Origin of the sequence: uncultured Cocleimonas sp. (assembly GCF_947495625.1) — a bacterium.
Classification (GTDB): Bacteria; Pseudomonadota; Gammaproteobacteria; order Thiotrichales; family Thiotrichaceae; genus Cocleimonas.
In genome coordinates this window covers 15,232-33,860 of record NZ_CANLZW010000037.1, presented here as the reverse complement: position 1 = coordinate 33,860, position 18,629 = coordinate 15,232, and the positions used below count along the sequence as shown (strand labels likewise).

19 protein-coding genes and 1 tRNA gene are annotated in these 18,629 nt (G+C 40.9%); 3 read left to right on the top strand and 17 right to left on the bottom strand.

From position 1 onward, the window contains the following. The 3 genes from Q1A31_RS17525 to Q1A31_RS17515 all read right to left on the bottom strand — a co-directional run bounded on the left by Q1A31_RS17525 (nucleotide 1) and on the right by Q1A31_RS17515 (nucleotide 2,382). Nucleotides 1–309: an NAD(P) transhydrogenase subunit alpha gene (locus Q1A31_RS17525; protein WP_366943045.1), complete on the bottom strand. Its 309-nt coding sequence runs from the start codon at nucleotides 307–309 to the stop codon at nucleotides 1–3. Beyond that, nucleotides 306–1,448, bottom strand: a complete 1,143-nt coding sequence (locus tag Q1A31_RS17520) for an NAD(P) transhydrogenase subunit alpha (RefSeq protein WP_299879818.1) — start codon at nucleotides 1,446–1,448, stop codon at nucleotides 306–308. The genes Q1A31_RS17525 and Q1A31_RS17520 overlap by 4 nt, the downstream gene beginning before the upstream one ends. A gap of 196 nt (nucleotides 1,449–1,644) precedes the next feature. Continuing rightward, nucleotides 1,645–2,382 carry a 16S rRNA (uracil(1498)-N(3))-methyltransferase gene (locus Q1A31_RS17515; protein WP_299879815.1) on the bottom strand — a complete coding sequence of 246 codons (738 nt, stop codon included), beginning with the start codon at nucleotides 2,380–2,382 and terminating at the stop codon, nucleotides 1,645–1,647. Nucleotides 2,383–2,582: 200 nt separating this feature from the next. Here Q1A31_RS17515 and Q1A31_RS17510 point away from each other — a divergent pair, with 200 nt between their 5' ends. Beyond that, nucleotides 2,583–3,095, top strand: a complete 513-nt coding sequence (locus tag Q1A31_RS17510) for a DsrE/DsrF/DrsH-like family protein (protein WP_299879812.1) — start codon at nucleotides 2,583–2,585, stop codon at nucleotides 3,093–3,095. A 105-nt stretch (nucleotides 3,096–3,200) separates the two neighbouring features. On the opposite strand, the gene Q1A31_RS17505 is transcribed toward Q1A31_RS17510, so the two are convergent. The 5 genes from Q1A31_RS17505 to Q1A31_RS17485 form a co-directional block, all read right to left on the bottom strand. Beyond that, entirely contained in the window at nucleotides 3,201–3,989 is a 789-nt protein-coding gene (locus tag Q1A31_RS17505; RefSeq protein WP_299879809.1) for a DUF3530 family protein, read from the bottom strand. 98 nt (nucleotides 3,990–4,087) lie between these two features. After that, nucleotides 4,088–5,137 carry a glycosyltransferase gene (locus tag Q1A31_RS17500; protein WP_299879807.1) on the bottom strand — a complete coding sequence of 350 codons (1,050 nt, stop codon included), beginning with the start codon at nucleotides 5,135–5,137 and terminating at the stop codon, nucleotides 4,088–4,090. A gap of 143 nt (nucleotides 5,138–5,280) precedes the next feature. Further along, nucleotides 5,281–6,789 (bottom strand): Ppx/GppA phosphatase family protein, encoded by a 1,509-nt coding sequence (locus Q1A31_RS17495; RefSeq protein ID WP_299879804.1) that lies wholly within the window; start codon nucleotides 6,787–6,789, stop codon nucleotides 5,281–5,283. A gap of 76 nt (nucleotides 6,790–6,865) precedes the next feature. Beyond that, on the bottom strand, nucleotides 6,866–7,000 hold the full coding sequence (locus tag Q1A31_RS17490; RefSeq protein ID WP_299879801.1) for a hypothetical protein: 135 nt from the start codon (nucleotides 6,998–7,000) through the stop codon (nucleotides 6,866–6,868). After that, nucleotides 6,963–8,738 (bottom strand): GNAT family N-acyltransferase, encoded by a 1,776-nt coding sequence (locus Q1A31_RS17485; protein WP_299879798.1) that lies wholly within the window; start codon nucleotides 8,736–8,738, stop codon nucleotides 6,963–6,965. Before Q1A31_RS17485 ends, Q1A31_RS17490 begins: the two co-directional genes overlap by 38 nt. A gap of 263 nt (nucleotides 8,739–9,001) precedes the next feature. On the opposite strand from Q1A31_RS17485, the gene Q1A31_RS17480 reads away from it, so the two are divergent. Further along, a complete protein-coding gene (locus Q1A31_RS17480) occupies nucleotides 9,002–10,387 on the top strand; it encodes a PhoH family protein (RefSeq protein ID WP_299879796.1) in 1,386 nt (461 codons plus the stop codon). A 43-nt stretch (nucleotides 10,388–10,430) separates the two neighbouring features. Here Q1A31_RS17480 and yidD read toward each other — a convergent pair whose 3' ends face one another. The 9 genes from yidD to Q1A31_RS17435 all read right to left on the bottom strand — a co-directional run bounded on the left by yidD (nucleotide 10,431) and on the right by Q1A31_RS17435 (nucleotide 17,055). Next, complete coding sequence (yidD, locus tag Q1A31_RS17475; RefSeq protein WP_299879793.1) at nucleotides 10,431–10,679, bottom strand: membrane protein insertion efficiency factor YidD; 249 nt, start codon at nucleotides 10,677–10,679, stop codon at nucleotides 10,431–10,433. 6 nt (nucleotides 10,680–10,685) lie between these two features. Further along, complete coding sequence (gene hisI / locus Q1A31_RS17470) at nucleotides 10,686–11,066, bottom strand: phosphoribosyl-AMP cyclohydrolase (protein ID WP_299879790.1); 381 nt, start codon at nucleotides 11,064–11,066, stop codon at nucleotides 10,686–10,688. Nucleotides 11,067–11,089: 23 nt separating this feature from the next. Continuing rightward, nucleotides 11,090–11,455, bottom strand: a complete 366-nt coding sequence (locus Q1A31_RS17465) for a DUF971 domain-containing protein (RefSeq protein ID WP_299879787.1) — start codon at nucleotides 11,453–11,455, stop codon at nucleotides 11,090–11,092. A 144-nt stretch (nucleotides 11,456–11,599) separates the two neighbouring features. Beyond that, nucleotides 11,600–12,961 (bottom strand): ATP-dependent protease ATPase subunit HslU, encoded by a 1,362-nt coding sequence (gene hslU, locus Q1A31_RS17460; RefSeq protein ID WP_299879784.1) that lies wholly within the window; start codon nucleotides 12,959–12,961, stop codon nucleotides 11,600–11,602. A gap of 233 nt (nucleotides 12,962–13,194) precedes the next feature. Further along, nucleotides 13,195–13,728 carry an ATP-dependent protease subunit HslV gene (hslV, locus tag Q1A31_RS17455; protein WP_299879781.1) on the bottom strand — a complete coding sequence of 178 codons (534 nt, stop codon included), beginning with the start codon at nucleotides 13,726–13,728 and terminating at the stop codon, nucleotides 13,195–13,197. Between the two features lie 214 nt (nucleotides 13,729–13,942). After that, entirely contained in the window at nucleotides 13,943–14,971 is a 1,029-nt protein-coding gene (locus tag Q1A31_RS17450) for a cytochrome c5 family protein (protein WP_299879778.1), read from the bottom strand. A 228-nt stretch (nucleotides 14,972–15,199) separates the two neighbouring features. Continuing rightward, the gene (locus Q1A31_RS17445; RefSeq protein ID WP_299879775.1) at nucleotides 15,200–16,492 is read right to left on the bottom strand and encodes an acetyl-CoA hydrolase/transferase family protein; all 1,293 of its coding nucleotides are present in this window, start codon (nucleotides 16,490–16,492) and stop codon (nucleotides 15,200–15,202) included. 136 nt (nucleotides 16,493–16,628) lie between these two features. Then, nucleotides 16,629–16,705, bottom strand: a tRNA-Arg gene (locus Q1A31_RS17440). A gap of 68 nt (nucleotides 16,706–16,773) precedes the next feature. Beyond that, entirely contained in the window at nucleotides 16,774–17,055 is a 282-nt protein-coding gene (locus Q1A31_RS17435; RefSeq protein WP_299879772.1) for a hypothetical protein, read from the bottom strand. Between the two features lie 217 nt (nucleotides 17,056–17,272). Between Q1A31_RS17435 and Q1A31_RS17430 the strand changes: the two genes are divergently transcribed. After that, nucleotides 17,273–18,592, top strand: a complete 1,320-nt coding sequence (locus Q1A31_RS17430) for a DUF4397 domain-containing protein (protein ID WP_299879769.1) — start codon at nucleotides 17,273–17,275, stop codon at nucleotides 18,590–18,592. Nucleotides 18,593–18,629 lie beyond the last annotated feature (37 nt).

The following is an 18,629-nucleotide window of genomic DNA, read 5'->3' as shown; positions in this document are numbered from 1 at the left end:
TTAACCCTCCTTCTTATCTTTGTTATTGGAGTTACTAGATTTAAACATCTCTAGCATTCGCTCGGTTACTACGTAACCACCGACAGCATTTCCCGCAGCTAAAACTACTGCAATAAACCCTATAACAGTTTGTGTGGTGGTTTCTGCATGCCCCATAGCAACCATCGCTCCTACCAGAACAATGCCGTGAATAAAGTTAGAACCTGACATTAATGGCGTGTGCAATATTACTGGTACTTTTGAAATGATTTCATATCCAGTCACAGCTGCCAGCATAAAAATATAAAGTGCAACAAACCCTTCCATTATCTTTCCCCTAAGGTTTTATTTAGTAGTTCTACCGTACCTTCGTGCATCACTTCACCATCTTTGGTTAGCAAAGCCCCTATGACGATTTCATCTTCATAATTTGGAACATAATTGCCACTTTCATCGATGAGTAACTGGGTAAAGTTAAATAAGTTTTTGGCGTACATTTCACTCGCATGAATTGGCACCTGGCTCGCCACATCAAGTGGACCATGTATTACTACACTGCCATGCTTAATTGTTTCACCCGGCTTTGTTAAGCTACAGTTTCCACCACCCTCAGCAGCTAAATCTATAATTACGGCACCTTCTTTCATACCTTCAACTGTGCTTTGAGGAATGATTTTCGGTGCCGGCTTACCTGGGACTTGAGCAGTGGTAATAAGCACATCCGCCAGAGCGATGTAATCTGCTAACTCTTGTTGTTGCTGTTCTCGCTCTTCCGCAGAAAGCTCACGCGCATAGCCGCCTTTACCAACTGCTGATATTTTAAGCACAATCGCTTTTGCACCCAATGATTCGATTTGTTCTTTCGTCTCAGGGCGAACATCATACGCTTCAACTACTGCACCAAGACGCTTAGCCGTAGCGATTGCTTGAAGACCAGCAACACCCACACCAATTACGATGACTTTTGATGGTCTGATAGTGCCTGCTGCGGTTGTTAACATAGGGAAGAATCGTGGAGCAATGTCAGCGCCCATAATCGCTGCTTTATAACCAGCAATCGCTGCCTGTGATGACAACACATCCATGGACTGCGCACGTGAGATGCGAGGAATCAATTCCATGCCAAAACTGGTTATCTTCTTGTCTTGCAGACTCTTTAGCATAGCAATATTGTTATGTGCCATTAAGGTACTGATCAAAACAGTGCCATCACGCATTTGCTTTACTTCATCAGGAGTTGGAGCTTGAACGCGCCAGATAATATCTGAGCTTTCGCATAACTCTGCAAAATCAGAGACTAAAATTGCTCCTTTAAACTGCGAATCTGATATCAATGCAGATTCGCCAGCTCCCTTTTCCACATAGACTTCGACACCCAACTTAGTTAGTTTTGTAATAACTGTAGGATCGATAGCCACGCGACGCTCACCTTTCGCTGTTTCGCGTGGTATACCTAATTTCAGCGGCATTGAATTTTCCCCTTTACTATTAAATGCTTCAGCGATTAAAGACTAATACTAAGCATAAAATCAAAATGTTGCGCTACTTTACCAGAGCTAAAAATAAAATTCCTTATCCCATAAGCATTAAGGATATCTCTCAATATATAATGCTAATTGCATTTACTAATTGAATTAACAGGATGAACTTTATAATAAATTATTTCTAGCTCAAATCACCCCACGTCATCTGACACGCGGTAATACCAGCCACTACAGCAGTTTCTGCGCGTAAAATACGTTTCCCAAAATTTACAGAGTGCACCTTGTTAGTTTGCATAATCTTCTCTTCATCATCACTAAAGCCACCTTCTGGCCCGATAATTAACGATACTCCGTTATGGCTCTCATCAAGTTTCATTTGTTGTATTTTATTTTCTGAGCCAGGCAGCATTGATATTTGTGTTGTCTCTGCATAAAGGCTGAAAATCTCGTTAAAGTCACAAGGTTTCTTTATCTCTGGAATCGAGGTTCGGCCTGATTGTTCACAAGCGGCAATTATTACCCCTTGCCAATGTTGCATCTTTTTTTCGAGACGATTACTTTTCAGTTTTATTACACTGCGTTTTGTGTACATGGGTTGAATCGTTGAGACACCCAGTTCAACTGCTTTTTGAATCGCGTAATCCATTTTATCGGGTTTAATATTAGCCAGTATTAAAGTGAGTTCTAATGAAGACTCTCGATCAATTTGAATATGGTTTTCAATAAGTACCTGGGATTGGCGTTTATCTGTCGCTATAACGGATGCCTGATACTCTCCACCACGTCCATTAAAAAGAATCAGGTTATCGCCTTTTTTTAGACGAAGTACTTGCACTGCATGCCGATGATTAGCCTGACTTAAATCCATTTCTTCCCCTTCTTGGATATCGCCTTCTTGATAAAACCGTGAGACTCTCATTCTTTCTTATTACCCTGATCGCATTAATAAGTTTTAAATTATGCATCTAGTAAGAAATTTTGTCCGTTAAATTTATAGAGACCCATTTGTTGATTAATGGAACCTATAAAGACAATAAATTATAGTATTTCAGTATATTATTGTTTTCTGTTATAGTCGGGCGATTATTAACCCAAACAAATAAGCTAAGAGGTAGAAAAATGGAGCAGAAGAAACTAGCAATCATTGCCACTAAAGGTACGTTGGACTGGGCTTACCCTCCCTTTATCCTGGCATCTACGGCTGCTGCATTAGGTTATGAAGTAGAAGTATTTTGTACTTTTTATGGCTTACAACTTTTAAAGAAAGACGTGAGTGATCTACAAGTTAGCCCTCTTGGAAACCCTGGCATGCCGATGAAAATGCCGGTTGGCCCAAAGTGGTTCCAGGGAATTAACTGGAATATCCCAAACATTATTCAGTCTAACCTACCTGGTTATGAAGCAATTGCGACAACGTTAATGAAGAAAACCATCGCTAATAATGGTGTTGCTTCAATCGCTGAATTACGCGAGCTTTGTCAGGAAGCAGAAGTTAGATTCCTAGCTTGCCAAATGACGGTTGAGCTATTCGGATTCGACGCTGAAAAGGACTTCATGGATGGGCTGGAGTATGTTGGCGCAGCGACATTCTTCGATTTTGCTGGCGATTCAGATATTTGTTTATATATTTAAGTTATAAGCACACTTTTAGAAATTAAAAAAAGCCGACGTTATCGTCGGCTTTTTTGTTTCTTGTTTTCATTACTATACTTATGTTTCAGTACTACAAATAAAGGTCTAAAACTTTTCCAAGGCAGCAGCTACTGCGTTTACCAAGTCATCATCTTGACCTTCAAAAAAGTGGTTTGCACCAGCTACCTTTTGTTGTTTGTAGTCTTTATTATGCGACCCTGCTTTTTTTCTAGATTCTGCCGATTTTAGTACGCCTTCTAAATCTTTTTCTCCATACAAATCCAGTATAGGAATATTAATCTTTTCCAAAAACTGTTCATTATCAGTATTCATCCCGATACCCACATAAGCAATTATCGGGGTTTCTGTTTGTGCTTCTTTATAGACTTTTTTATGCGCTAAATAGTAATTAGTCATTCGGGCACCTAAACTATGCGAAACTATCACAACCTTTTTGGCCCCTTCTTTGGCTAAATAACGAATACCTGAATCTATTCTGGCAGGTACTTCTTTCATCAAAGGCTCGTAGTCTTTGCCATCAGCATCATTTGCTAGAACAGGCATCTGTAAAGCGAGAGTGTTCCAACCTTTAGCTGCTAGTTGAACACGTAACGGTTTAACCACGGTTTCCCAATTTGGGTGAATCCCAATGCCATGAATTACAATCACTCCAACGTCTTTAGGCTCATCTGCACGAGTATCTATGGCTAGAAAATCATTTGTACCATCATTCAGTTCGATGGCTTCACCATCAAATAGTGAGTCAGTAATTTGCTCGGCCCAGCGTTTTTCTTTATCAAGATCACTCGCAAATACGACTGTATTTGTTAATAGCAGTGCTATGAACAACGTGAAAAAAGACTTTAAAGTGGGGGGGTGACTTTTTTTTCTCATGAAATGCTCCATTATTTTTTAATTAATGTAGCACAATCACCTGATCAGAAGAAGTTTGATAAGGTGCTATTAAGACGGATCAAGCTAATAAAAAGTAGTTAAAGCGCCAACCACTCTTTTGCAATGACACCACCAGATAGATGTTGAATGGAATCTATCGCATTATTTCTAAATTTACGTAACATCAATTCGTTGTAGAACAAGTCATCGATTGCTGTTGTAAAAGCTTCGGTATTCTCATTTTCTACCAAAAGACCGTTCTCTCCATGTCGCACAATTTCTCTTGGCCCTGTCGGGCAATCAGTCGCAACCACTGGCGTTTTTAGTGCTAACGCTTCAATCAAAACCATTGGAAATGCTTCAGTACGACTGGTCAATGTTAAGAACTTAGCTCCCGCCAGATAAGGAAAAGGATTCGTCTGAGTTCCTACAAAATGGACTTTATGATGAATTTGTAAAGAATTTACCTGACGCTCCAGATCTTCCCGCAGCTCGCCATCACCAACAATAATTAGGTCACAGTCATCCTTCATCTTACTGTTAGCATAGGCATTGATCAGTAAGTCATAACGTTTTACTTCATGGAATCTGCCTAGTGCAACAATATAAGGCTTGGGATGCTCATAAGGCTTTTCGACCTGCGCAACAATATCTTCCACATCAACCGGATTATAAATACGAGAAACGTTATTCAATGAATAATCCGTTTTGAGTATTGAGGCAACATCTTCTGAAACTGCAATGATGTTTTTAACACGAGGATAGGTTATCTTAACAAGTGTAGATTCGAAAAAGCTTAACTCACGAGGGTTACAGTGCACGGACAATGCGGCATCATGAAATACTAAGGCAGTAGGAAAGTTAGCCGTCTCCATAAAACCATACACATGATCAAATTTTTCTTTTTTGAGTAGTTTCCTTAATCGATAAGCACGCTTTAAAACATTGAATGCTTTCCCAATAACACTGGTTTTTTGGGGACAATCTAAATTAATCAATTTACCGGGAACATGGTAGTGGATATCGTTATCCTGAAAAATAACAATGCTTACGTCATTATCTTTCGCCAATGCATTAGCAAGATTGATTGCCACACGTTGCCCGCCGCCTAAATCTAGGTCTGCAATAACGATTGCGATTTTTTTCATGAAATTGCCCCTGTTATGTTGTCTGTATTTCTATGTAGACAATCAGCGCTCAATTATTCAGTAAAAATCAATGAAATGGTATTTATTGTAGACGAGCTGATGAAATTAGCGATCAAAGCGTCTATAAAACAGAGCAATTGCTCTTAAAAGGTTAAAGTGAATCCCAGTTTCTCTAACCAGACTTTCTCTTGAGTCAAATCTGCTTCTAACAGCGCCTGATCTTTAAGTGATTTTGAACTGTTAATATGCATGCTATTTTCTGCACCTGTGACATCCGGCAAAATATCTTTGTCTTGTCTCGAACGATGCAATAACACGGCAATACGCAACAACACACATAGATAAACAATAGTCTGACGATCATCCTCTAATAGAGAATCAAATATTTCACTTTCAATTTTTTTACGGTGTGTTTGCACCAGCACCGCTAACCAGTGCTGCCGACGCTGGTTAAAACCTGGAATATCTGCATGATCAAGAATATGTGCTCCCTGAAGATGGTGTTTATCATGCGTGATACTCATTCCCAACTCATGCAGATCAGCGGCCCAGGCGAGTGTATGACTGCGTTTCTTGTTCAAGCCCCAGTCTTTTCTAATCTGAGTAAAACAATGCAAGGCCGTTTTCTTTACTCTATTAGCCTGCTTCACATCTATATTGAAACGTTTCATTAGATCTTTAACAGAGCGATCGCGAGCATCCTCATGGTTTATTCGCCCCAACATATCGTAGAGCAACCCTTCGCGCAGCGCCCCTTCTGATACTGTCATTATCTCTATATTTAATGCTTCGAACACCGCTATTATCACTGCAAGCCCACCAGCATAAACCGGCGCGCGATTTTGATTTAACCCCGGCAAGATAATATCGTCTATATTTCCAATTGCGATCAGCTTGTCTCGAATCTCATAAAGAGCATCTAGCGTTATGGCAAATCGATCAATCTCGAGTTCCTGGATAATAGATAACGTTGCCTTGATTGTTCCCGAAGAGCCAATCGCCCGCTTCCAGTTTTTTTGCGAGTAGTCACGCTGGATCGGCATTATTTCAAGTCGTAAAACGGTATTAGCAGTCTGCCAATTAGCTGGGCTTAAATCCCCATTGGGAAAAAATCGTTTAGTCACACTTACCGAACCGAAATTTAAACTCTCGAGGCGTATGGGCTCAAACTTTTTACCGACAATAAACTCTGTACTACCGCCACCGATATCAACAACCAGTTGTTTGCCTTTATCATCAGACAGCGTATGTGATACACCTAAATAAACAAGACGTGCTTCTTCACGACCCGGGATAATATCAATACGATGCCCAAGTGCTTTGTTTGCTTTGCGCAAAAACTCTGAAGAGCTATTCATCGTGCGTAATGTATTGGTACCTGCTGCTTTGACTGCAGAGGACTTTAAATGCCTTATTCGATCTCCAAAACGCTGCAGACACTCAAGCGCATTTTGCGCAACAGCCTCATCCATATTGTTGTATTCGTCGAGGCCACCTCGCAATCTCACCATTTCTTTCATTTGATCAACCATGGAAAAATTACCATGCTCATCAACTCTGGCTACGATTAAATGAAAACTGTTCGAACCCAAATCTACAGCCGCAATCATTTCTGGGTATTTTCTATGCTCAGCATTACTTGATTTTGTCATTATATGAAGATAACGCCTGTTCGACTCTGAATCAATGTGAGTTATCAATAACGATAGAAATAATCAGAAAAAATTTCTAACGAGCTTGTTCGCGAACCGCTGATTCTTTTGACTGCTTTAAGTGAGTACTCATTAATTCATTCCAGAATCGATATTTATTTTTATTAACGCGTTTAAGCGGTTTTCTTTTCTTCAATACTTTTATTTTCATTAGATATTTCCCCAAAATAACGTTTCTTACGTTTTTCTTTGATTTGCTCAAGGTCGACAAGAATTAAACTGTCTATGCAATAGTTAAATTCTGCATCGATATTAAAAGCAATAAACTGACAGCCTCCAGGCTTACAAACTTCTGAATATTGTTTGTATAAGGTTGGCACTTTTACTCCATAGTGCTTAAGCTTTTTATTCAAACGTTTGTAACTTGATTTATAGTCATCAGCAAAATCCTCATTCGCTATCGCCAATACTTGTGGCGTTAACTCAAAAGGCTTGAGCGCCGAAGCCATTTTTGGATTTGCTGAAAACTGCTGATTATAAAAAGATAATATTAATTCAGTGGGTGGTCGCGAATAAGCTTGCGACAAACTCAGAGGACCAAATAAATATTTAATCTCTGGGTTATGACGTAAATAAGCACCTATTCCAAACCACAGATAATCAAGACTTCGTTTACCCCAATAGCGCGGTTGCACAAAGCTACGGCCTAGCTCAATCGCTTTGGGTAAATGATCCACAAACGCTTCTTCGAATGTAAATAATGTGCTCGAATACAGGCCATCCAATCCTTTTTCTTTTACGATAGTGGCACATTCGCCAATGCGATAAGCACCTACAATTTCAAGATCATTTTCATCCCAAAGTACTAGATGACGGTAATAACTATCGTATTTATCGATATCCATTGAATCACCTGTACCCTCTTCTACAGAACGGAAACTCAGTTCTCGAAGCCTGCCAATTTCATGAATTACTGGCGAGTCTGGCTCATAATCATAGAGAAATATCTTTTTGCCATCGTCTGTTTCGCCTAATTGCTGGGCTTGATACAAAGCGTCCTTTAATGCTTTTCTTCTCGCTGGATGAGCGATTGTCTGTACGGTGTTAAACATCGGCAATTTGTTTTTGCCTGATAGTCGATATAACTGTTTTTTTAGTAGCTTAGCAATGCGCTTGTCTGCCAACCCTGTACCGGTAAACTCAGAAACAGGAATAGGACTGCCAACGTGAATTTTTAGCTGCTTGTTTTCCTTATTGAACATTTCATGGACTAGCATGGCTGTTCCTAACGGCTTATAAATAGTCGACATGCTGTAAAATAGTGCTGAATTTTTCGCTTCGACAAATACAGGAAGTACTGGAGAACCAGTACGTCTTGCCAGTTTCAGGAATCCAGTTTTCCACTTTCCGTCTCTAACACCATTAGGCTTAATTCGAGAGACCTCAGCAGATGGGAAAATAATCAAAGCGTGTTCATTTTCCAGTACTTGAATCATGCTTTCTAGCTGTGATCTGAAAGCCGCTCTACCTGACATTACCTCTACAGGAAGAAGTAACGACTGCAAAGGCTTAACCTGTGACAGCACTTCATTGGCGACGACTTTTACATCATGCCGAACAGAACGAACCATTTTTAATAAGGCTAAACCATCCAGTGAACCAATGGGGTGATTCGCAACAATAATCACTTTGCCTTCCGCAGGAATATTATCGTAAGACTTTGCTGTAGCTTCAAAAGTAAAATTGAAGTATTGCAGTACCTTATCTAAAAATGCAAAACCTCTTAAGTGTTGATTCTTATCGATAAATTTATTGATTTCTTTCTCTCGGAATAAACGCCTCATTGTTTTAAAGAACAGATTCGAACCCGGCTTATCCGCCAGAGCTGGATTCACCTCTAACAATTTCTTTTCTAAATTAATCACTGTTGTAAAGCCTTTAGTTTCCATTAATAATCATGGCAACAAAGCTTAATTAAGATGTGTTAAAAAAAGATGACTAAAAAATTAATGTTTAATGACATTGACATCATTCGTTGTAAGCCTGCTATTGCTTTGCAACAATCTAAGCAGACCTATACAAAATTAATCACTTAATTGATATCAAATGAAGGTCACCCCCCCACTTTTCACAGGTTCTTACTATACTCATTTATAGAACGTAAAATCCTTTGGCAATTAACTAATAACAATCATTTCAGGAGCGTTAATATATGGCAGATAAGATTTATGTAATCGATACCAACATCATTTTGCATAATCCACAGGGCATCAAACAACTTTCACAAGACAACAACAATATCGTGGTAATACCAGAAACCGTCCTGGTTGAATTAGAAGAATTTAAAAAAGGCTCAGGAGAATTGAGCTATCAGGCAAGAAGCTTCGCTCGAATGCTAGCCGCCTGCAAAGTTGATAAAATAGATCAGAAAAAAGAATGTAGAGTCGTCAAACTACGTTTTAATGATTCCGCTTCCATCCACCTTTTCTCTAAAAACAAATACGAATCAGATCTCGACGCTGCACACATTGCAGAATCCAACGATAAACGAATCGTCGAAGTCGCTGAAGCTGCACAAAGCTATTACAAAGGCCATAAAATCATTTTCCTATCACTCGATATTTATGCGCGCATGTTTGGCTTATTCAGCGGTATTAAGGTTCAGACGCTTTACGAAGATAGATCAGACTTACCGCCATTTCACTTTTTCAAATCCATCGAGGTAGATTCAAGCTTATTCAATGGCATGCAGAATAGCGATATCACCGATTACGATGATAACTACCAGAACGACAACTTTAATTACGAATTCGTCTCTAAAGATGGTAATCGCCAATACGGAATTGTCAGCAAAGGCGGAAAGATAGACATCGTCAATGAAAAAGAAGACTTCAACGGTCTCAGTATAAAACCGATGAATATGAAGCAGATGTTTCTTCTGAAAGCGATGCTTAGTGACTATTTTGATATCACAGTTGTGGATGCCAAGGCAGGCAGTGGTAAAACCTTACTGGCCTTTGCCGCAGCCATGCGCCTGATTGATTTGGGGCATTATGAAAAAATTGTTTACGTTAGAAACTCCATCGAAAGTGTCGACAAGGGTGCCGAAGTTGGCTTTCTCTCAGGCAATGATGAAAAATTCCGAGTCTATAATATGGCTTTGTATGACACGTTGGAATTTATTGCCAAGACCCAGTTGAAACGTCGTGAAAGCGTTCTTCAACAAGAAGCACTTGAAATGAAGGTCGAGTATTTGGTGAACAAATACAATATTGAAAAGCTCTGGCCGGGCGAAGCACGTGGACGAACCCTGAGTAACGCTATCGTGATACTTGATGAGTGGCAGAACAGCTCGAACAATACGACTCAACTGGTTTTATCGCGACTCGATCAAAGCTGTAAAGCAATCATCATTGGCTCGAACCGCCAGATAGATAATATCTACCTGAATCGCTACAACAATGGTTTAACCACCCTACTTAAGCAAACTACCAACAAGCATGAAGAAGTCTCGATGTATGCGATTGAACTGGAGAGATCTGTACGTGGTAAGTTCGCGCAATTTGCCGAAGAGATATTTGAGAAGCGAGAAAATTAAAATGCATTTAATTCTCTGTAGGAACTCTAAAGTAAAAAAGCGCCTAAAAGTGGGGGGGTGACTTTTGAGTTGCCTGTTTCTTATCAGGAACCGGGTCGTAGCCACCCTCATTCCAGGGGTGGCATTTACCGATACGTTTAAGCCCTAACCATACGCCTTTGATAGCGCCATGCTTTTCAATCGCTTGATGCGTGTAACAAGAACAAGTGGGCTCGAAACGACAACTACTACCTAGAACGGGACTTAGGAAAAGTTGATAGCCGCGTATGAGCTTGAGAAGAAACCATCTCATAGCTGTTTATTTTTTGTAAAGTTCTTCAGGATCGATTAACGGATCAGAATCGATTTTTAATTCACCATCCTGAGCTACTTGATAGAAACATGTTCTTCGGCCTGTATGACACGCTGGGCCAGTTTGATCGACCATTAACAATAAGGTATCGCCATCACAATCGACTCTGAACTCTTTGAGCATTTGAACCTGCCCCGAGCTTTCACCTTTGCGCCAAAATGCCTGACGCGAACGCGACCAATAGCAAACGCGACCGGTTTCTAATGATTCTTCAATCGACGCTTTATTCATCCACGCCATCATTAATACTTCATTCGTATCGAATTGCTGAGCAACGGCAGGGATTAACCCGTCTTCGTTGAATTTTAAGTCGTCGATAAATTTCATAGTAGTATAGTAGCGTTGGGTAATTAGATTACCTGCCCTGGTTCTTTTCTTACGTATTTGGCTTTCTCGCATCGCGCAAGATAATCAGCCCAGTATTCTTCGTAATTGTCGCCAAGTTCGCGCAACAAGCCCCAATCGTAGAGGCCACTGTCGTGATTGTCGTCGAAACCAAGTTTAACGGCGTAATGACCGATAGGCTCGATCTCTTTGATATTGACGTTTTCCTTACCAAGCTGCAATACTTCCTGGCCTGGCCCATGGCCACGCACTTCTGCTGATGGAGAGTAAACACGCAAATACTCACAAGGTAGATTCTGAACCACACCATCAGGCCATGTAAGTTCCAGAACACGTGATTTCTGGTGTAGTGCTATATTTGTTGGTGTCATTGTAAATCCTGTTTCAATATTTCAGTGGTCGCTAGTCTATACTAATCAGCTGCAGTTAGATAAATTCAACACTATTTTTATGTCGTTTATTAGCAATTGCTTATACTTTCATCATATCTTGATTATCTGTAGATTATTTACAGCCTACAGAATGTAGCGGCTTAAATCCTCATCTTCAATCAATTCGCCCAGAACATCGTCAACCATCTTCGCATCGACAGTAACTGCCTCTGTGCAATCAGGTGCGCAAAATAGCACTTCTTCGAGCAATCTTTCTACGATGGTATGCAAGCGTCTAGCGCCAATGTTTTCAGTTTGTGCATTCACCTGAAACGCCGTTTCTGCGATTCGTTGAATGCCGTCTTCAGTAAACTCTATTTTAACGCCTTCTGTTAGTAGAAGCCCCTGGTATTGCTCAGTCAGTGATGCATTTGGCTCAGTCAAAATACGCTTAAAGTCATCCGCCGTTAATGCACCAAGTTCTACGCGAATCGGTAAACGACCTTGTAATTCAGGAATCAAATCAGAAGGCTTAGCCATGTGGAAAGCGCCTGAAGCAATAAACAAAATATGATCTGTTTTGATAATACCGTGCTTGGTCGTTACCGTGCTACCTTCAATAAGAGGTAGTAGGTCACGTTGCACACCCTCACGAGAAACTCCCGCGCCACCCATTTCACCTTTTTGAATCACTTTGTCGATTTCATCAAGGAATACGATGCCGTTTTGCTCTACATTTTCCAGTGCTTTAAGCTTTAGATCTTCGGTATTAACCAGCTTATGCGCTTCTTCTTCAGCCAACTCTTTCAGCGCATCTTTAATCTTCAGCTTACGCTTCTTGGTCTTGTTGTTACCCAAGTTCTGGAACATGCCTTGCAACTGACTCGCCATATCTTCCATTCCAGGAGGCGTCATGATTTCTACACCTAATGGGCTGGCAGAAACTTCAATTTCGATTTCTTTATCGTCAAGATCACCTTCGCGTAATTTCTTACGGAATTTCTGGCGTGTCGAACTATCTTCTACAGGCTTCTTATCTGTTTCGTTGCCGTCACTATCCATACCGAACCAGTTCGCATCTTCTTCTGCTTTTGGTCGTGGTATTAGAATATCCAACACTCGATCTTCTGCAGCATCTTCTGCACGGTTCTTGACCTTCTCAACTTCTTGCTCGCGTGTCACTTTAATCGCCACATCGACAAGATCGCGTATTATCGAATCAACTTCTTTACCGACATAACCCACTTCCGTGAATTTAGTCGCTTCAACCTTGATAAAAGGCGCATTCGCCAATTTCGCCAAACGACGGGCAATCTCAGTTTTACCCACACCCGTTGGGCCGATCATTAGAATATTTTTCGGCGTTACTTCTTGGCGCAAATCTGCATCAAGCTGCTGTCTACGCCAGCGATTACGCAAAGCTATCGCAACAGCACGCTTGGCATCATGCTGCCCTACAACGTGCTTATCTAATTCTTGAACAATTTCTCTAGGTGTCATTGACATAATAATTCTCGTTTTTTACTACTATTTTCTATTTATTGATTATGTGTCTATTTAAAACACACCCCCCTACTTTTAGGAGGTTTTTTATAAAATACTGTAATTATCTTTTAGAGCGTTTAGATTTCGTTCTAGATCAAGGCAACATCGAGCGGAGAATGTGAGCGTATGTTAAATACGTGACCATTCGAGCACGATGTTAACGCCGAGCTAGGGCGAAAGGTTAATGCTCTAAATTATAATTCTTCGATTGTGCGGTTCTGGTTTGTGTATATGCATATATCACCCGCAATACCCAACCCCTTCTCAACAATCTCACGCGCCGACAACTCTGTATTATCAAGTAACGCACGCGCTGCTGATTGCGCGAATGGTCCGCCTGAACCTATCGCGATTAAGTTATCTTCTGGATCGATGACATCACCATTACCCGTAATGATCAATGATGTTTCTTTGTCTGCTACTGCGAGCAATGCTTCCAATTGACGCATACCTCTATCGGTACGCCAGTCTTTTGCGAGCTCGATGGCGGCACGCGTTAGGTTGCCATTGTGCTCGTGTAGTTTAGCTTCGAACTTTTCAAACAGAGTAAATGCGTCTGCTGTTCCGCCAGCGAAACCCGCGATGACTTTGTCGTTATATAGACGACGCACTTTACGCGCGTTACCTTTCATAATGGTATTACCTAATGAGACTTGACCATCTCCACCAATCACTACTTTTCCATCGCGACGTACGGATAGTATGGTTGTTCCTCGATATTGTTCCATTTTCAGTCCAGATTAATTTGTTTTAGATTTAGTTTAAGGTCACCCCCCTACTTTAGGAGGTTTTTTCTAGATAACCTTTATTTTGAGCTAATCTTAAAATAATTGGGTTAAATAAACTAATTTCAACAGATAGTTTTCAATTTATTAAGACAATATGGCAGGCACAAAAAAGGCACCATCAAGGTGCCTTTTCATTAAGCTTGTTGGGTATAGATTACTGTGATTGGCTAACCATATAATCAACTGCAGCTTTAATCGCTGAATCTTCAAGTGACATATTACCGCCTTTTGGTGGCATCGCGCCTTTACCTGCGATAGCTGTTTTGTATAAAACATCCATGCCTTGAGCAATTCTTGGTGCCCATTGTTCTTTGTTACCCAATATTGGAGAACCTGCAACACCTGAAGCATGACAAGCAAAACATGCTGTATCGTATACTTTCTTGCCTTCGGCATTATCTTTAGCTGGTGCAGCGGCTACTGCTGGAGCTGCGGCTACAACTGGTGCTGCTGCCGCTACTGGAGCAGCTGGTGCCTCTACTGCTGCGGGAGCTTCTTCTGCTTTTGGCGCCTCTGGAGTTGTTGGTGCAACGGGTGCTGCTTCTACTTTTGGCGCTTCAGCAGTCACTGTCTCTTTAGCAGCTTCTTGTTTCTCTTCTGATTTAGCCTCAGCTACTTCAGTTGCTGGTGCTGCTTCAGTTGCGGCTTCTGCTTTTGGAGCCTCTTCCGCTGCTGCAGCTTTAGGTGCTTCTTCTGCTCCACCAAGATCTAAGCCTGCTTCTTTAGTCATATACAGAATCACAGCTTCTAGCTCGCCATCTGTAATTGAAGGATCGCCACCTTTAGCAGGCATAGCGCCTTTACCCTCAGCCGCTGACTTTAGTAAGCCTGCAATACCAACACCGGCACGTGCTTCCCAGGCAGCCTTATCACCAAACTTAGGTGCTTCAAGAACGCCTGTTGCATGACATGCAGCACAAACGCCGGTATAAATTTCTTTCGGAGGTCGTCCTGCAGCATTTGCAACAACAGCACCTGCTTCAGCAGCGAAACCAATTGGCTTTATGTTATTTTCAGCATTAAGAACTAACTGGGTATTATCCACCTCACCTTTAAGTGAGTTTCTTTGATAGGTGTTAATTAAGCTTGAAATTAACACATAAACCACTGCTAAAATCGCTACTGCACTAAGTAAAAGCATTAACTTAGATACATTGTCCATCTTAGGTGCTTGACTTGCCATGATCTCTCCAACTGCCATCGGTAATAAATAGTGGCAGGATTATATTCAACTACGCTAATATACTCTACTTTTTTGTGTGATTGATTTTTTAATCCTTGTAATAGTTGATGTGGATCATGAAACAAATGATCATGAACGATTATATATTAGTCAATTTACTCACATTTCGATTTATAAAGTCGTATTGAACGGAAATATTGGTTGTGCTACCCATAATAAATCTCAAATTTATATAATATGCATCTTTTCAGCATACTCGCGAAGTTCATCACGAAAATCGGGGTGTGCAATCGATATCAAAGCTAATGCACGCTCCCGAATACACTTTCCACGCAATTTAGCGACGCCGTATTCGGTAACAACATGATCCACGTCATTCTTACTGGTCGTTACGACTGCACCCTGCTTTAGCATAGGTACAATTCTTGAGATCGTTCCACTTTTTGCGGTGGATGGCATCGTAACGAAACCTTTACCGCCTTTAGAGATATTAGCCCCACGGAAAAAATCAACCTGTCCGCCAGTGCCACTCCATTGTTTTGGTCCCATTGATTCTGAACAACATTGACCGAATAAATCTACTTCGATAGTGGCATTGATAGCAACCATATTGTCATGTCGACCAATATTGTAAGGGTTATTTGTGTAATCCACGGGGTGCATTTCAATCATAGGGTTTTCATGCATAAACTCGTAAAGGCTTTTTGATCCCCAGGCGAAGGTGCCAATAAGTTTTCCACGATTCCATGTTTTCTTAGAATTGTTTACAGCACCACACTCGGCTAGCCCTAATATGCCCTCTGTAACCATTTCGGTATGAATACCCAGATCTTTCTTATTTTTAAGTGCCTCACAGACTGCATTAGGAACTCCACCAAATCCAATTTGCAATGTCGAGCCATCGTCAATCAGTTCTGCAACATAGCCACCAATCGTTATATCCAGATCGGTCAAAGGGGCACAGGCTAGCTCTGGAACGGGATTAGGACATTCAACGATATGAGTAATCTGAGAGATATGCACCTGACAATTACCATAGCAACGAGGCGCATCTTGATTCACTTCAACAATCACCGTTTTTGCTTTGTGCAAAGCTTCCCACGTGTAATCGACACCTAAACCTAAACTAAAATAACCATGTTCATCCATAGGTGAGACAACGGTACTAACTACATCGACAGGCCAGTATTCGCGAATTAGTCGGGGTATTTCGTGAAAATGACTCGGCGTAAAGTCTGCCCAACCCTGATGCACTGCTTCACGAGATGCACCGCTTACGAAAAGAGAATCATGACGAATATGTGCTGACGACTCTTTATCAAAATAACCAGGTTTTGCAGGTAAGATTTGGTGAGTAACAACATCCTTAAGGCTTTCTTTTCGATCTATTAATGCCTTTAAAAACACATCAGGCTCCCCAGCGCCAACTGGCAGCCAGATATGGTCGCCCGATTTGATAGTAGCTGCGGCATCTGTCGCCGTTAGCAGTTTATCATCATAGCTCTGTTGCCAATTACTCATAATCGTCTAGTCCTTGAATGGTTATATGTAGATGTATTCAGATTAATTTTTACCGTTTTTACTGCTGGTATTATTTACTGTGACCGCATGCCAGCGGAAGCAGCAGCTCTTAAATTCGAATGAAAAAAGAGGAAAATGGCGCGCCTGGCTGGATTCGAACCAGCTGCCTCAACCTTCGGAGGGTTGCACTCTATCCAAGTGAGCTACAGGCGCTAGCCTTGTATTCTAACGAAAACGGGTAAGGGCTTCATAGGTAATTCTTTAATTATTGATGAAACAATTCAAAGAGTAGGTATTTTTTTAATACATAAATGCTCAGGGTTTATACAAAGCCTATTAGAACAAGTCTGGTTGACCATCATCCCCTCGGGAAGCCCACCGATAAAGGCTAAGTAGCTTGCTGTCTCAGCACTAACCTTTTGATTGGTTGCTTGCGAAAAATCTCTGATAGTGATTCGCCCATGGCCACTATTAGAAACTTGCCCTTGCCACTCCCAACAATGAGTATCTGCATTAATCTGGCTATTGAACTGGAGTTTTTCTTGTAAACGAACTCGATGCATTTTTAAAGATTCCTTTTAAATAAAGATAAAATACTTATACATATCTTCGAAATAATAACCTAAAGTTAGGACTATTATGTAATTTATTATACAATATCTATACATAATTTAATATTTTGCATAATTTTCACATTTAATTCGCACTCAGTTAACGTCTTCAATGTGAACCTACCGATTGTGAATCATCTTATTCACAACTAAATTCGGGAGATTAGAGATGAAACGATTTACAACATTATTTACTCTTTTAATTAGCTCTTTGTTACTCATCGGTTGTGGAGGAGGTTCAAGCAACAATTCACACGACCCACAACTCAGAGCCGTGCATTTATCACCAGATGCACCAGCCGTTGATGTCAGTATTGAAGGTGATGTCGCTCTAGAAAATGTAAATTACCGACAAGCCAGTGGCTTTCTGTTTGTTGATGAAGGGAATAACAATGTAAAGATTTTAGTAGCAGATACTTCAACCGCAGTTATAGATGAAACTCTCAACTTGCAAGAGGATATGAAATATACCGTTCTGGCTGTCAATACCGTTGCCAACATTGAGCCTATTGTGATTGCAGATGATATCGACCAGCCTACTAATGGTTTCGCTGCTATTACAGTAGTACATGGTGCGCCATCAGCTCCTCCAGTTGATGTTTACGTGTCTGCACCAGAAGATGATTTTTCAAGTCTAACTCCAACTCTGGAAGATGTTCCCTTTAAAGCAAATTCAGGTGAACTAGAAGTCCCTGCGGGGGATTATAGAGTGAGAGTTACATTGGCGGATGATAACGCTGTAATTTATGACTCAGGTACATTATCACTAGAGTCAGGCGTTGAATATGTAGCCATTGCCGCAGAATCCAGTGGAGGACTATCACCTATTGGATTAACAATTCTTACCGATCAAGATGCTACTCCTTTTGTTAATGTGGACGATGCTAGAGCAAGATTACGCGTGGTACATGCGTCTGCAGACGCTCCTGAGGTAGATATTTCGGTAGATGGTTCTGAAGTACTGAGTGATGTTCCATTTGGAACTGGATCTGACTACCTGGAAATAATAGGTGACACTTACAATATAGATGTAGCTGCTGCCGCAAATTCAGCTAGCGTTATCAATGCTGACCTTCAATTTGATCCGCAAATGGATTACACCATTGCTGCAGTGAATTCATTAAATAATATTGAGCCGATTGTTTTAACAGATGACAACTACCCGCCAGCTGCCGGCAATGTAAAAGTACGATTGATACATGCTGCACCAAGCGCTGGCTTAGTAGATATTTACATTACCGCACCGGGCGCTGATATCAATTCTATGTCACCCACAATCAGCAATTTTGAGTTCAAAGATAATTCAGATTACCTGGAAGTTCCTGCTGGTGATTATCAAGTGAGAATTACTTTGTCAACGACTAAAACAGTGGCAATTGATACTGGCACACTCAGTTTATCTGATGGACAAATACGTACTGCATTTGCCGTTGACCCTGTTCCAGGATCTACTGATTTTGGTGTGATTTTACTTGCTGATCTTAATTAGTTTTTTTAAGAAGCCAGCTTCAAACCGGGAAGAGTAT